Source organism: Thiocapsa bogorovii, from assembly GCF_021228795.1.
Classification (GTDB): domain Bacteria; phylum Pseudomonadota; class Gammaproteobacteria; order Chromatiales; family Chromatiaceae; genus Thiocapsa; species Thiocapsa bogorovii.
Map to the genome: position 1 here is coordinate 3,356,850 of NZ_CP089309.1, position 14,441 is coordinate 3,371,290.

At 64.6% G+C, this 14,441-nt stretch carries 10 protein-coding genes; 1 reads left to right on the forward strand and 9 read right to left on the reverse strand.

What is annotated here, in order from left to right:
- Positions 1-7: 7 nt before the first annotated feature.
- The 6 genes from LT988_RS15095 to LT988_RS15120 all read right to left on the reverse strand — a co-directional run bounded on the left by LT988_RS15095 (position 8) and on the right by LT988_RS15120 (position 8,442).
- Positions 8-1,081, reverse strand: coding sequence for a DUF2333 family protein (locus LT988_RS15095; protein WP_232406373.1), 1,074 nt, complete (start codon positions 1,079-1,081; stop codon positions 8-10).
- A gap of 95 nt (positions 1,082-1,176) precedes the next feature.
- Complete coding sequence (locus tag LT988_RS15100; RefSeq protein ID WP_232406374.1) at positions 1,177-1,623, reverse strand: BON domain-containing protein; 447 nt, start codon at positions 1,621-1,623, stop codon at positions 1,177-1,179.
- 245 nt (positions 1,624-1,868) lie between these two features.
- Positions 1,869-2,027, reverse strand: a complete 159-nt coding sequence (locus LT988_RS15105) for a DUF3309 family protein (RefSeq protein ID WP_232406375.1) — start codon at positions 2,025-2,027, stop codon at positions 1,869-1,871.
- A gap of 74 nt (positions 2,028-2,101) precedes the next feature.
- Positions 2,102-2,329 carry a CsbD family protein gene (locus LT988_RS15110; protein ID WP_232406376.1) on the reverse strand — a complete coding sequence of 76 codons (228 nt, stop codon included), beginning with the start codon at positions 2,327-2,329 and terminating at the stop codon, positions 2,102-2,104.
- A gap of 546 nt (positions 2,330-2,875) precedes the next feature.
- Positions 2,876-5,245 (reverse strand): putative bifunctional diguanylate cyclase/phosphodiesterase, encoded by a 2,370-nt coding sequence (locus LT988_RS15115; protein ID WP_232406377.1) that lies wholly within the window; start codon positions 5,243-5,245, stop codon positions 2,876-2,878.
- The gene (locus tag LT988_RS15120; RefSeq protein WP_232406378.1) at positions 5,242-8,442 is read right to left on the reverse strand and encodes a chemotaxis protein CheB; all 3,201 of its coding nucleotides are present in this window, start codon (positions 8,440-8,442) and stop codon (positions 5,242-5,244) included. The genes LT988_RS15115 and LT988_RS15120 overlap by 4 nt, the downstream gene beginning before the upstream one ends.
- Before the next feature lie 231 nt (positions 8,443-8,673).
- Between LT988_RS15120 and LT988_RS15125 the strand changes: the two genes are divergently transcribed.
- The gene (locus LT988_RS15125) at positions 8,674-9,411 is read left to right on the forward strand and encodes a Crp/Fnr family transcriptional regulator (RefSeq protein ID WP_232406379.1); all 738 of its coding nucleotides are present in this window, start codon (positions 8,674-8,676) and stop codon (positions 9,409-9,411) included.
- Positions 9,412-9,445: 34 nt separating this feature from the next.
- Here LT988_RS15125 and pdxA read toward each other — a convergent pair whose 3' ends face one another.
- The 3 genes from pdxA to lptD are packed head-to-tail and all read right to left on the reverse strand — an operon-like array spanning position 9,446 to position 14,359.
- Positions 9,446-10,498, reverse strand: coding sequence for a 4-hydroxythreonine-4-phosphate dehydrogenase PdxA (gene pdxA, locus LT988_RS15130; RefSeq protein WP_408648009.1), 1,053 nt, complete (start codon positions 10,496-10,498; stop codon positions 9,446-9,448).
- A complete protein-coding gene (locus tag LT988_RS15135; protein WP_232406381.1) occupies positions 10,432-11,787 on the reverse strand; it encodes a peptidylprolyl isomerase in 1,356 nt (451 codons plus the stop codon). The genes pdxA and LT988_RS15135 overlap by 67 nt, the downstream gene beginning before the upstream one ends.
- Positions 11,768-14,359 carry an LPS assembly protein LptD gene (lptD, locus tag LT988_RS15140; protein ID WP_232406382.1) on the reverse strand — a complete coding sequence of 864 codons (2,592 nt, stop codon included), beginning with the start codon at positions 14,357-14,359 and terminating at the stop codon, positions 11,768-11,770. Before lptD ends, LT988_RS15135 begins: the two co-directional genes overlap by 20 nt.
- Positions 14,360-14,441 lie beyond the last annotated feature (82 nt).

Sequence of the window (14,441 nt, forward strand, 5' to 3'; positions counted from 1 at the left end):
ATTTTCGCTAACCCTCGATCAAGAGCCGACGAAGATCGATGATCGCCGCATTGGCGCGCGAGATGTAGGAGGCCATCACCAGGGAATGGTTACTCATGGGTCCGAATCCGGTGCCGTTGAGGATCATCGGGCTCCAGATCATGTCTTGGGTATTCTCCAGTTCCCGCACGATCTGCTTAAGCGACACGAGAGCGTTCTTGTCCTCGAGCACCGGGCCGAAGTCTGCCTCCATGGCGGTGAGTGTGCGCAGCAGTGCCCAGGTATAGCCCCGTGCCTCGAAGAAGACGTCGTCGATCTCGAGCCAGGGGGTCTTATTCCAGGTTTGCCTGGCGCCCGGCGATGCCTGCGTTGCGGCCGCGTCGCCGGCCAAGGCGGTATCGAGCGGGGCTTGGCCGACGGCGTAGGACAACCGCTGTGCAAGACTGCCGAGCCGCTTTGCAACGACTTGCAGATAGGCCGCCAGATTGTCGGCCCGGGCGAAGAATTCACCGTCGCCGTTTTTATCGTCGCCGAGTCGTGTCAGATAGCGGTGCAGAGCCGCGATCCCGTCACGATACTCGGACTCGGATGACGGGAAGATCCAGGATTGTGAATCATAGTTGAACTTCGGCTCCGCGATCTGGAGATCCACGTCTTCCACCGATTGCGTCTGCGCACGGCTGAAGTCATTGCGTAAAGCGCGGGATAAATCGCGAAGCTCGGTTAATGCGCCGAATTCCCAATTTGGGATATTGTCCAGAAAGATCCCCGGAGGCGCAATGTCGTTCGTCAGGTAGCCACCCGATTTATTCAAGAGTGTCTCGGCGATCCCGATCGCCGCGGTCGTGGTCATGGTTCCGGGCACCAGCTTGGTCGAATCCTGTTCGACCTGCTGCATGGCGATTTCATTGACATCGATCGATCCGGGCGAGCGCGACCATAGGAGGCTCAGGATGACCATGACCACCAGGTAGGTCACCAGGAATAGCCCCGCCGTCCACCACAGACCCTTCTCCTTCCAAGTGTGTGGATGATAGTACTTGGCGACCTTTACGACCCGATTCTTCAGTTGCGGGGTTCTCGTTTTGAATTCGGCGTCCATCTGCGTTTCCTCTCGTGGGTGTCGGGGCTCCTCGGACGCCCTGGGCGTTCCGAGGAGCGGTTCGTTCCTTCTGTTTTTCAGATGGAGTCGCAACGCTATTCGGCGGCCTTGACCATCAGCGCGTTCCGCACCGATTTGACGTTCTCGACTCCGCTTGCGATAGCTTGGCTCCTGTCGATACTCGCCTGCGAGTCGACTTCGCCGCTGAGGGTGACGACGCCGTCGGTCGTCGTGACACTGATCTGAAACACCTCGAGCGACGGATCGGCTAAGAAGTCCGCCTTGATCTTGGCGGTGATCGCCGCGTCGTCGATATAGGCACCTGCCTCCTCCGCCTTCTCGGAAGCGGCTTCCTTGGCCTCCTCCATCTTGTCGCCGGCCTTTTCAGCCGTTCGATCGATCGATTGCCCGGCCCGTTCGGCCGGACCCTCTTGCTCGCAACCGAGCAACCCCAGTGCAAAAACCAGGATCAATGAGGTCATCAGGCCGACGTTGTAGGGTCGTTTCATCCCGGCACGCTCCTCGCTATTTCGTGGCTGCATCCTTGATGTCCTCCATCTTGTCCCCTGTCTTCTCGACGGTTCGATCGAGCGTTTGTCCAGCCTGCTCGGCCGGGCCCTTTTGCTCGCAACCGACCGATCCCAGCGCGAAGCCAAGGACCAATGACGACATCAAAATTGCTTTATAGGTCATATGCACGGGAACAGGTGCCTCTCTCGGTGGTGATAGGGGGCGGATCCGTCGGGCCGTTCAGCTTGCGGCCAACGGACCGACGGCATCTGCAGATTCAGAGTCGACCCAACAAAAACAGGATCAGCAGAATGACGAGGATGACGCCGATCACGCCGGACGGGGCGTAGCCCCAAGACCGGCTATGGGGCCAGGTCGGGATGACGCCGACCAGGATGAGGACCAGGACGATGATGAGAATCGTGCCGAGTGACATGTGATTGCTCCTCTAGTGCGTGAGACCGAACCCCCGTTCGCGGCTCGGTAGCCGTCTTGAACGAGGCCGAATGCTCAGGTCTGTGAATCGACCCGCTCGTCGAGCTTGTTGGTCTCCTCCCACTCCTTGACCTGTTTTTCGGCTTCCTCCTGTGCAATGCCGTATTTCTCCTGAATGTGCCCGACAAGAACGTCACGTTTTCCGGCGATGCGGTCGAGGTCGTCGTCCGTGATGTCTCCCCATTTCTCCCTGACCTTGCCGGTGAATTGTTTCCAGTTGCCTTGGACTTGATTCCAGTTCATTAGAACGACCTTTTGGGTTGATATGATTGACCGGTCGGGTGGACGAGCGAGAACGAGGTCCGCTGAATCCTGCGACGGCTTTGGTGGACTGCGCTGCGCTTGTCCGCCCTACGGCGCTTGTCTACCTTGCGGCGTTATGAGCACGACCGGAATGGCGTGCTCTGTGCTCCATCACATTCAGTATAGCTTCTCTTGACGTCTTTGCTGTGTTTATTGGTATCGAATCGCGAGAAGAGAGATGCTCCGTCGGGTGCTGCGTGGACTGCGAGATCATTGCGCGCAACCGTGGATGGGGTGAGTGACGGGATGGGTTTCGCTGCGCTCTTCCCATCCTGCATATTTTGTGGTGTTTTGAATCGCTCTTTATTAAAATGGGTTAATGAAAAAGCAAGAAAAAGACCAAGTCGTCGATACGCGACGAGCAGTCATCGTTGAGCGTAGGGCGGGCCTTTCTCATCAACCCGGCCATGTCCCCGATACGATCCGTAGGGTGGACAGGCGCAGTGCAGTCCACCAGCGCCGGCCGCGCCGGTATCGCGCGTTAAGTCACCTTTCATCGGCCGCGGCGTCGGACGGGTCGCTTCCGGGAACAGGCGGCCGGCTGCGATACCAGGCGGCCAGCCCGTCACCGGTCATGGGTTTGCCCAGATAGAACCCCTGTGCCCGGTCGCAGCCCAGATCGCGCACGGCGCCGAGCTCCGGCTCGGTCTCCACGCCGATCGCGGTGACCTTGATCTGCATGGCATGGCCGAGACGCACGATGGTCTCGACGATGGCCGGCGCTCGCGCCTTGTCGTCCAAACCCTTCACCAGGGTCCGGTTGATCTCCAGTGCGTCCAACGGCAGGTCTTTGATCTCGCCGAGGCAGGAGGCCCCGACGCCGAAGTCGTCCAGTGCCACCCGCACGCCGAGCGCATGCAGCTTGTCCAGAAGACGGCGCGAGGTCGAGGTGTCCTGCAGCAGCGTGGCCTCGCCCAGCGCCAGCGATACCAGGGCCGGGTCCACCCCGCCGTCGTGCAGTGCGTCCGTGATGCGCTGCAGAAACGACTGATGCCGGAACTGACGCCCCGAGACGTTCACCGTCACGGCGATCGGCGGCAATCCCTCGGCCAGCCAAGCGCGGTGTTGGCGCAAGACCTCCCGGAGCACCCAGGCGCCGAGGTCGTGAATGATTCCGATCGATTCGGCGATCGGAAGGAACACCAAGGGTGCGATCTCGCCGCCGTCGGCTTGCGGCCACCGCAGCAGTGCTTCGACCCCGATGACGGCGCCGCTGCGCAGGTCGAGCGTCGGTTGATAGAGGAGTCGAAACCCGTTTTGCGACACCGCTTCGCGCAGGCCGTCCTTCAGTGCCGCGACGGCGCGCGACTGGCGCTCGAGCGCGGCCGTGGCGAACTGAAACTGCCCCGGACTGACCTGCTTGGCGTGGTACATGGCCAGATCCGCACACTTGATCAGGGCGTCGATCGTCGTGGCGTCGTCGGGGTAGAGGCTGATCCCGATCGTGGGCAGGCAGGTCAATTCCTGCTGAGCAACCCTGTAAGGGCGCGAGAGCGCGGCGACGGCCGTGCCGGCGGCGATCGCGGCGTTGTCTTCGTCCCGGATGTTGGACAGGACGATCACGAACTCGTCTCCGCCGAGTCGGGCCACCAGGTCGTCGGCGCGGAACGACGCGCGCAACCGTTGCGCGGTTTGCCGCAGCACCTCGTCGCCGGCCGCGTGTCCGTAGTTGTCGTTGATGGGCTTGAACCCGTCCAGGTCGACGAACAAGACCGCCAGGCGTTTACCCGCACGGCCGGCGCCGGCGATCATCTGCGCGGCCATCGGCGCGAGCAGGCTGCGGCCGGGCAACCCGGTCAAGGGGTCGTGCTGCACCAAGTGCAGTGCACGCGCCTCGGATTCCTTGCGTTGGGTGACGTCCTGGTGAACGACGAGGATCCGATCGAGCCGGCCCCGGTCATCCATGATCGGCTCCAGATAGGCCGCGAACCAGCGGTAATCGCCGTTCTCGCTGTGTTGATGCCCCCGTCGGCGATAGTGGAGTTCAGGGGGCGCCTCGCAATCGGTAGCGAAGCGGGCGAAGGCGGCTTGGACAGGCTCGCGATCCTCCGGATGCAGCCGGGCCAGCCAAGCGTCCAGGGTCTGCGGGGCCGCGGCGTCCTGCGCATCGCTGGTCGGGGAGTGCACGGCGGGTGGCAGGACGACGGCACCGGTGCGCGGATTCCACTCCAGGAAGCCGACGTCGGCGATCCCTGCGACCCGTTTCAACCGGGTCTGTGCGTCGAGCAGCCGCTGCTCGCCCTCTTTGCTCGCCGTGATGTCGCTGATGGTGGCCCGCCAGTGTCCTTGACTGCCGATCCGATGGGGCTCGAGACATCCGTCGAGACGGACCCAGCGCGAGACGCCTTGGCTCTCGCGTAGCCGCAGCTCGCAGGTTTGGGGCTCGCGCGTGGTGTGAAGCCGGTGCCTGCACCGATAGAGGATGTCCTGGTCCTCCGGACGGATGAAGCGGGTCAGTGGACGGCCGGCCAGGCCGACACGCGGGGTTTCGAGCAGGGCGGCGGCGGCGATGTTCGCCTCCCGGATCATGCCCTCTTCGGTCAGGGTGACGTAGCCGATCGGCGCCAGATCGTAAAGATCGAAGTAACGCGACCGGGCGGTTTCCAGCGCCTCTTGGGTGCGCAGCAGCTCATCGTTTTGCAGCTCGAGCTCGATCTGATGCACGTGCAGCTCATGGATCAGGCGTTTGGCCTCTTCGAGCGCGAGCGCCCGGGGTGCCGATTCATCGGCCGTCTGCAGGCGCTCTTCGGCCTGTCGACGCAGCCGTGCGGAGGTTTCCTCGCGAGAGGGTGCCCGCGGCGGGCTGCCAGTATCGCCCGGATCCTTGCCGTTTTCAGAATCATGGGGAGCGGTCATGGTCGATCCGGGCTTGTCGGGGCGTCGATGTGTTCGGGTGACGGGGTGTCCGCCGCGGCAGGCGCGCCGCCGGCCGTGACGTCCTCGAGTGCGAGCAGGATCATGCTCGGCTGACCCTCGCCGGGGTCGATGCGCCGGGCGTTGAGCCGCAGCGAGCGCGCTCCGATGTCCGGAAAGGTCTGCTCCACCGCAAAGTCGTCGAAGCTGCCGCCCTGCGCCTGGATCTCCTGCAGGAGATCCCGTAGTGCCGGGATGTCCCAGCGGTGATGGCTCAGCGTGAACAGCCGGCGGTCTCGGGTGTCCGCTTCGTTCAGACGGAAGTGGCGGTAAAAGGCGCGATTGGCCGAGACCACCCGCAGGTCCGCATCCAGGACGACCAAGGGCTCGCGCACCGCATCCACGATCGCTTCGGCGAAGGCACGGGCCGCGCGGATCGCGTCCTCGCTGCGCTTGCGCTCGGAGATGTCGATGAAGGTGATGACGGCGCCCTCGATGACGTTCTCCAGGGTGCGATAGGGTCCGATCCGCATCAGGTACCAGGCGCCCTGCCGGGTCTGGACCTCGTGCTCGCGGGGCATCAGATCGCTCAGAACGCCCTGCACGTCGTCCGTGAGATCGGTGCCGTCGACCAGGTTGGAGACGATGTCGCCGACCGGGCGGCCGATGTCGGTCTGGATCAGCTTGATCAGCCGGGTCGCGGTCGGCGTGAAGCGGGTGATCCGCAGTTGGTGGTCGACGAACAGGGTCGCTACCCCCGTTCCGGCGAGCAGGTTGTTCATGTCGTTGTTGGCGCGCGAGAGATCGGCGACCTTGGTCTGGAGCTCGGCGTTGACGGTGGCCAGCTCTTCGTTGACCGACTGCAGCTCCTCTTTGGAGGTCTCCAGCTCCTCGTTGGTGGATTGGATCTCCTCGTTGACCGACTGCATCTCCTCGTTGGTCGATTTCAGCTCTTGGTTGGAGGTCTCCATCTCCTCGCGCGTGGATTGCAGATAGTCCTCCTTCGCGCGCAGCTCGAGCTCCAGCTCGGCGATGCGCACCTTCTGCTCCGTGTCCCCGTCGCCGCTGGCCGGGGCGCCCTGCGCTGCTCCCGGCGCGGTCGTGCCCGGAGCGACTGCGGCAGTCGCCTCGATGACGACCAGGTAGAAGTCCGTCATCAGGATCCCGTCCAGCTGCGTCTGCTCGGGGCGCACCGTCAGATCGACGCGGCTGAAGTCGCCGTTGGTCTTCACCCGCAGTCCCCTGCGACGGACCGGCTCGCGGTGCGTCACCGCGCGGTGCAGCGCGGTCGTCAGATCGCGTCGCAAGCCCTCGCGCGCCATCGCGAAGATGTTCATGGCGGCATCGCCCGGGGCGGGCTCCAGGTACTGCCCGGTGCGACCGTAGATATGCAGGATCTCGCCGCGGCCGTTGACGAGGATGCCCGCCGGGGCACAGTGACGCAGCAGGGCCTGCTCGGTCAGCGCGCGCAGATCGAGTTTGCCCTTGTCCCGGCCCGACGTCGCGGGCGGCAGGGGATTCGCGACGCCGGTCGACGCCGGCGGGACGATTCCGCGCATGACCGAGCTCGGGACGAAGGCGCCGCGAGGTCGCTCCAGACGGCTGTAGAGCTTCCATTTACGGTTGAGCGGAGCAAAGAGGTTCGGGACCTCGCCGACGGTCTCGGAGTTGCCCAGAAAGAGCACGCCGTCCGGATTCAGGGCATAGTGAAAGAGCGCGATCAGGCGCGCTTGTCGATCGCTGTTGAGATAGATCAGCAGGTTGCGGCAACTGATGAGATCCATCCTGGAGAAGGGCGGGTCCTGCACCAGGTCCTGCTCGGAGAACACCAGGAGATCCCGCACCACCTTCTGAACACGGTAGCCCCCCTGCGCATCCTCCGAGAAGAAGCGCGCCAGCCGTGCTGCCGAGACGTCGGCCGAGATGCTGGCGGGATAGAGCCCGGTGCGCGCCTGCTCGATGGCGCGTGGATCGATGTCGGTGGCGAAGACCTGCACCTTGTAGGTCTGTTTCAGGGTTTCCAGATGCTCGCGCAGCAGGATGGCGATGGAGTACGCCTCCTCGCCGGTCGAGCAACCGCAGACCCAGACCCGCACGGTCGCGCCCGCGGGCTTGCCGGCAAACAGACGCGGAATGACCTCCTGCTCCAGGGCGGCGAAGGCCTCGGGATCGCGGAAGAAGTTGGTGACGCCGATCAGCAGGTCGCCGAACAGGGCCTCGATCTCCCCCGGGTCCTGACGCAGGAAGCTGACATAGTCGGCCTGGCGCTCGATCCGATGCAGCGCCATGCGCCGCTCGATCCGACGCCGCAGGGTGGTCTCCTTGTACTGGGAGAAATCATGGCGGGTCTTGTCGCGCAGCAGGATGCAGATCTTCGTCAGCGCATCCTCGGGCGTGGCCGACGGCACGACCGGCCGGGTTGCCTTGCCGAAGGCCTGTGCCGCATAGGCGATGAGGTGCGCCGGCATCTCCGCCGGGGGCAGGACGTAATCGGCATGACCGCTCGCGATGAGGCTGCGCGGCATGCCGTCGTAGGCCGCGGTCTTGGGGGCCTGGGCAATGACCAGACCCCCTTCGCCCTTGATCGCCCGCGCGCCCAGGGTGCCGTCGCTGCCGGTACCCGAGAGCACGACGCAGATGGCACGCTCATGCTGGTCTTGTGCCAGGGACCGAAAGAAGAAGTCGATCGGCAGGCGCAAGCCGTGCGGTGCGGTGGGCTCGAGCAAGCGCAGCGCGCCGTTGAACAGCGCCATGTCGTGGCTGGGCGGGATGATGTAGGCACAGTCGGGCTCGACCCGCATGCCGTCCTCGACCTCTTGGACCTGCATGCGGGTGTAGCGCTTGACCAGCTCGGTGAGGATGCTCTTGTGGTCCGGCGCGAGATGCTGCACCAGTACGAATGCCATGCCGGTCTCGATATCGCGCGGAATGGCCGAGAAGAAGGCCTCGAACGCGGCCAAGCCGCCGGCGGAGGCACCGATGCCGACGACGGGGAAGGGTGGCGCGGCGCTCCGCGCGGGCGGCGGCCCCGTGGCATTCGGGTCTTCGGTCGCGTCGGTCGCGATCGGCGATTCGGGCGACGACGACTCCGCGTACTGGTTCGCGCCGGCCGTTGTCGGCTTCGGCTGCGTGAGCTCCGGCGCCGCGACTTGCAACGCAGGAATGAGCGCGGCGTCGTCCCCGGTCCTCGTCTTGGTCATGGCTTTTCTCCGCCGGGTCGGTGATGACAGCGTCGGCACGCTTGCCGCACGGTCGTCGGGCGGTCTTTCGGTCAGGTGGCGCGGCCTTGGCAAATCTGCTCTCGACCTTGCCGACAAGTGTAGCGGAGACACCTGAGGATCTCTGTTCGGAATCGTACATAGCGCGGCGATGCCAAGCGTGCCGTGCTATCGTTTTCCGATGATCCAGAGTGAGGTCGCCGCAGAGCGCTCATGCCCATCGCCACGCCGAGCCCGCGCCAAAACCATCTGCTCGCCGCCTTGCCGGAACCCGAGTATCGAAAGCTGCTGACGCACTTGGAGCTGGTCCAGCTGGAACTCGGGCAGACACTCCACGAGTCCGGGGGCAAGTTGAACCATGTCTATTTTCCGACGACCGCCATCGTGTCCCTCCTCTATGTCATGGAGGACGGCGCATCCGCGGAGATCGCCGTGGTCGGCAATGACGGCATCGTCGGCATCGCCCTCTTCATGGGCGGGGAGACCATGCCGAATCGTGCCGTGGTGCAGAGCGCCGGGGAGGCGTATCGGCTTGGCGGACAGCTGCTCAAGCAGGCTTTCGCGCCTACCGGAGGGGATCGCCAAGGGGTGTTGCCGCCGCTGTTGCTGCGCTACACCTTGGCGCTGCTGACCCAGATGGCGCAGACCGCCGTCTGCAACCGTCATCACACCGTGGACCAGCAGTTGTGTCGCTGGCTTTTGCTCAGTCTCGATCGCCTACCCTCCAACGAGCTTCATATGACCCAGGAGCTGATCGCCAACATGTTGGGTGTGCGGCGCGAAGGCGTGACCGACGCCGCCGGACGCTTGCAGCGTGCCGGGTTGATCGACTACCGCCGGGGCCGGATTACCGTATTGGATCGGCCGGGGCTGGAAGCGCGGGTGTGCGAGTGTTACGAGGTGGTCAGGAAGGAATTTCGCCGACTGCTTCCCGAGGTCTCGTCACACTGATGGCTCGGCGATCCATCAACAACGAACCCGTGAATCAGGGTGTTCGCTTTGGTTCCGAAACGTTACCGGTCAAAGATCGGGCCATGTCGAGTGCCGCCTTCAGGCTCCCGAGATCCGCCCGATCCGTGCCCGCTAGATCCAGCGCGGTGCCGTGATCGACCGAGGTGCGGATGATCGGCAGTCCGAGCGTGATGTTGACCGCCTGCCCGAATCCAAGGTGCTTGAGCACGGGCAATCCCTGATCGTGGTACATCGCCAAGACCGCGTCGGCATGGGCGAGCTTGTCCGGGACGAAGGCGGTGTCCGCCGGCACAGGCCCTATCAGGCGCCATCCTGATTCGCGCAGCGTGTTCAGGACGGGCGCGATCACCTCGATCTCCTCGCGTCCCAGGTGACCGCCTTCGCCGGCGTGCGGGTTCAGCCCGCAGACCAGGATGCGTGGATCGGGGATCGCGAATCGACTCGACAGATCGCGGTGGAGGATCCGGATCACCTCGGTCAGGTGCTCGCGGGTGATGGCGGCACTCACATCGCGCAGCGGCAGGTGTGTCGTGACCAAGGCCACGCGCAGACCGGGCGTGGCAAGCATCATGACCGGCTCGGCTGCGCAGCGCTCGGCGAGGAATTCGGTGTGGCCGGTAAAGGGCAGTCCGGCGTCGTTGATCACGCCCTTGTGCACCGGACCCGTCACCAAGGCGTCGAAGGTCCCCTCCAGGCAGGCATCGCAGGCGATGCGCAGCGTGTCGAGCACGTACGGCGCGTTGGCGGTGTCCAATCGGCCCGGCATGACCGGCTGCCGCAAGGAGACCGGCAGGACGGCCAGATGGCCTGCCTGCACCTTAGGAGCCGCATCGCCGGGCTCGAAACGGTCGATGTGTAAAGGGAGCCCGAGCCGTTGCGCGCGCTCGGCCAACAGCTCCGGGTCCGCGATCGCCACCAGCGGTGCGTCCGGGGGATCCTGCGCCAGGCGCACCACCAGATCGGGACCGACCCCGGCGGGTTCGCCGGGTGTGACGGCGATCACGACTGCCCGTCCTCGTCGAGTCTGATCTCCACATAGGCCTCGTCGCGCAGCTGACGCAGCCATTCCTCGGTGGCCTCCTCCGCCTTGCGCCGCTGCAACGCCTCGCGGGCCTTGATCCGCATGAATTCGCCCTCTTGGTCTTGGTTGCGTCGCTCGATCACCTGGACGATGTGCCAGCCGAAAGGGCTCTGGAACGGCTCGCTCACGCCGTTCGGGGGCAGGGCGTTCATGGCCTCCTCGAAGTCCGGTACGGTGTCGCCGGGATTGACCCAGCCGAGGTCGCCGCCCTTCAGCGCGGAGCCGGTATCGTCGGAGTTCGACCGGGCGAGGGTCGCGAAGTCTTCGCCGCCGATGATGCGCATGCGCAGCTGCTCCAGACGCCGTTTTGCTTCGTCGTCGGAGACCAGCTCGTTGGTGCGGATCAGGATGTGGCGGGCGTTGGTCTGTACGACATCGTCCGGGGTGGCGGCCTTGATCTCGGTGAGCTTGATGATGTGATAGCCGCTGGGGCTGCTGAGCGGGTCGCTGATCTCGCCTTCGGCCATGGTGAAGGCGAGCTCGCTCACCAGGCTCGGCACCGCGCCCATCTCGAACCAGCCCAGATCGCCGCCCTGCAGGGCGTTGCGTCCGTCGGACTCGGCGGCGGCGACCTTGGCGAAATCCTCACCGCCGCGCAGCCGCGTGACCAGGCGGGTGGCCTTGGCCTCGGCGGCTTGGACCTGGGCTGGGGTCGCGTTCTCGGGCAGTGCGATCAGGATGTGCTGCAGCTTGACCTGCTCGCGCTCGATGAGGCGGCTCGACTCGCGCTCGAGAAAACGGTCGATCTCTTGGTCGGTGATCTGGATCTTGTTGACCACCTCCTGGTTTTGGAGGCGGCTGGTGACGATCTGAGAGCGGGTGTCTTCGCGGAAATCGGTGAAGCGAATCCCGCCCGCTTCGAGCGTGGCCTGTAGCTCTTCGAGGGTCAGCCCGTTGCGCTGGGCGATGTTGGTCAGGGCCTCGTTGAGTGTGGCCTCCTCGACCTGGATCCCCAGATCGCGAGCGCGCTGTGCCTGCAGGCGTTTGAGAATGAGCCGGTCGAGCACCTGCTTTTCAAGCTGAGGACGCGGCGGCGGAGGCGTACCGGCCTTCTGCATTTGGGGCAGGATCAGGTCGATTTCGGTGTCGAGCTCGCTGCGCACGACCACATCGTCGTTGACCACGGCGACGATGGCGTCCAGCTCTTGGATAGGCACCTGGCTCGTTGCCGGCGCCGATGCGATCAGCAGACACGCGAGGAGCGACCCGACAGCGGCGCGGCGGCGAGAGGCGCTCGCTCGATGATGTCCGTGTCTAATCCGAGTGATAACCATAGATGCCTCGTTCCAGGAGTGTGTCGATCTGGTTTCCGAATGAGCCGAGTCCGGCAAGCTCGACCTGCAGCATCAGGCTGGTGCTGCCGCTGTCGTTGCCGGTTTGCAGATGTTGACCCAATAACCTCAGGCGCCAGCAGCAGCGACCGAACTCGATGCCGGCGAATGCCTCGACGGTCTCCTCGTTGAGCAGCGAGTAGAGCCAGCGCCCGACGAGCTTGACCTGTGAACCGATAGGTACCTGCAACGAGAGGTCGGTGTCCTCGTAGCGCAGGTCCGGTTGGTCGCCGTAATTGAAGCGATAGGCGAGGTTCAGCCGGCTGCCTTCGGTTGGCGCATATCTCAGTTGCAGGACCCGTTTCTCCCAGGGTGCCTCGGTATCGTTGGGGTTCCATTGCAGGCTTGCCCGTGCGCTCCAATCGTTACTGATGCGGGCAGCGAATTCACCGGCGACGGAGGATTGGACATCGTCTTCCACCGAATCGCCCGTCAACTGCACGCGACGATCCTCGAAGTAGTAGATTTGACCGACACTGGCGCGAAACAGCTCCCGGCCGGTTTGATTGGCGATGGTGCGCGAGGTTAGACCCACGGTGAGTCTGTTTTCGTCGCCGATTCGGTCGTAACCGGTGAAGCGGTTGGGGCGGAACAGGCTGGCGAAGGAGAAGTCCAGCGGGGTTGTGTCGAACAACGGGGCGTTGGATTGGTCTTCGAAGGACGTCAGCACATAGTAGATCCGCGGCTCCAGGGTCTGGAGTGTCGGCGTGCCGAACCAACCGGTATTGCGCTCGAAGACAAGGGTGCCGTCTATGTCGAAGCTCGGGATCGCATAGGATTGTCGCGACGGGACACCCTCGGCTTCGTCGACCAGGTCGTAACCCGTGTAGTAGAGTCGTGCGCGCGGGAGGATATGCCCGAAGCTGCGACGCAGCGGCATGCGCAGGGTCGGAACAGCGACGAGTCGATTGCCGTGGACGCGCGCCGAATTGTCGAAGAAGTCGTACTGACCCTCGAGCCCGTACTCGACCAGGTCGTTCCAACGCCGGGGATGAAGGTCCAGTTCGACGTGCGGCAGCTGTCCGTAGGGGCGGTTGGCCGGCGTGATGGCAGCATCGATGGTCTGGAACTGCTGCACGCGCGCGAGTGCGCGCCAGCCCTTCCCGGAGTAGTAGAGATCGCCGCGCTGCACCAGGTTGCGCAGGCTCGTGGCATCCAGACGATTGCCGAAATCCTGCAGATACTGATCATCCGAGACCGATGCGAAATCGATCGCGCTCGCCCAGCGCGGCCCGAGCCGCCCGGTTTGCTCGATCCGCACCGCACCGCGCGTGCCGAGCTCGGTGGCGCGACGGTCCTCGGGCAACACCTCGGCGTTGATCTCCACCTGCTGGAAGCGATCGAGATAACGCAGCTGCGTGCCCAGCATCAGGCCGCGTGTGCTCATGATGCGCGGTGCGATGGTCGCGTCGATGTTCGGCGCAATGTTCCAATAGTAGGGGATGCTGATGTCGGTGCCGGTCGTGTTGGACGAACCGAAGCTCGGGATCAGAAACCCGCTGCGACGTCGATCGTCGATCGGAAAGAAGATGTAGGGTGTGTAGAGCACCGGAATCTTGCCGATGCGGATTCGGGCATGATGGGCGTAGCCCATTCCGCTTTCTTGATCTAGCTTGAGATCGCGCGCCTTGATCGACCAATCCGCGTTGCCGGGCGGGCAGGTCGAGTAGGTGATATTGCGAAAGCGGCTCTGCTGCTCGGAGAGGATCTCCGCCTCCTCGGCAGTGCCGAGCAGATTCGCGCTGCCGGAGAGGCGATAGCGTGCCGTGCCGATCGTACCCCGGCGGGTCAGCACGTTGTAATCGGCTTTGTCCCCTTGGATGCGCAGCCCCGGCGTTTCGAGAATGACATCCCCGCTCGCGTCGAGCCGACCGCTGCGTCGATCGTAGGTCGATCGATCGGCCAGCATTCGTTGATCGGCCTGCACGACGTCTACGCCGCCTCGCAGCTCAATGACCTCTGTGTTGCGGTCGTAGTCGACACGATCGGCGACGATCGCGACAGGGATGCCCGCGGTCCCCGTCGGCGCCGCGGGCCCGGTGAACCCGGCTGCGCCGGAGCGGGGCCCGCAGAACTCCCAGGGAAGATCCGCATGCAGTCGCGGGTCCCAGGCCGCGGGCAGCTCGAGTGCGCGCGGTGCGAATTCGACGGTCGGTTCCTCCGCGTCCCCGGTTTCGGGGGACGCGAGCAGAGGCAGAGCTTCATCCGTGTCGCCTTGCGGATCCCGGCGGTCCAGCTCCTGCAGCACACCGTCCTGCGGATCCGGTATCAGAGGCTGCAGCGGTGGCAGGGTCACGGGAACGGCGACGGTTGCGACACTCGACGCCGGAGTACTCGGATCCGAGATCCCGACATCGGGCGCGCCATCGGGTTGGCCGGCGCTGGCACCGACCGTATCGAGGACAAGGCTCGGGCCGGCCTGCGCGGCCGCGTTCGTCTCGTCCGCCGGGCGGTCGTCGGCGCCCGCAGTCGCGGCGACGGCATAGAGGATGATGGCCAGGGAAGCGAGGCGCACGATGGATGTCAGGTCGACTCTAGCCGGCGGCGGTCCGAGGTCCGGGCCTCGGATCGGTGGACGGGTTCGCGTTAACCTGCAA

Bases quoted from the DNA above. Each gene is read 5' to 3' on its own strand.
- LT988_RS15115 (WP_232406377.1), bottom strand. From the start codon at position 5,245: ATGACCGCTCCCCATGATTCTGAAAACGGCAAGGATCCGGGCGATACT.
- LT988_RS15135 (WP_232406381.1), bottom strand. From the start codon at position 11,787: ATGGTTATCACTCGGATTAGACACGGACATCATCGAGCGAGCGCCTCT.
- LT988_RS15125 (WP_232406379.1), top strand. From the start codon at position 8,674: ATGCCCATCGCCACGCCGAGCCCGCGCCAAAACCATCTGCTCGCCGCC.
- pdxA (WP_408648009.1), bottom strand. From the start codon at position 10,498: ATGGCTGCGTCAGCTGCGCGACGAGGCCTATGTGGAGATCAGACTCGA.
- LT988_RS15110 (WP_232406376.1), bottom strand. From the start codon at position 2,329: ATGAACTGGAATCAAGTCCAAGGCAACTGGAAACAATTCACCGGCAAG.
- LT988_RS15120 (WP_232406378.1), bottom strand. From the start codon at position 8,442: ATGACCAAGACGAGGACCGGGGACGACGCCGCGCTCATTCCTGCGTTG.
- LT988_RS15095 (WP_232406373.1), bottom strand. From the start codon at position 1,081: ATGGACGCCGAATTCAAAACGAGAACCCCGCAACTGAAGAATCGGGTC.
- LT988_RS15100 (WP_232406374.1), bottom strand. From the start codon at position 1,623: ATGCAGCCACGAAATAGCGAGGAGCGTGCCGGGATGAAACGACCCTAC.
- LT988_RS15105 (WP_232406375.1), bottom strand. From the start codon at position 2,027: ATGTCACTCGGCACGATTCTCATCATCGTCCTGGTCCTCATCCTGGTC.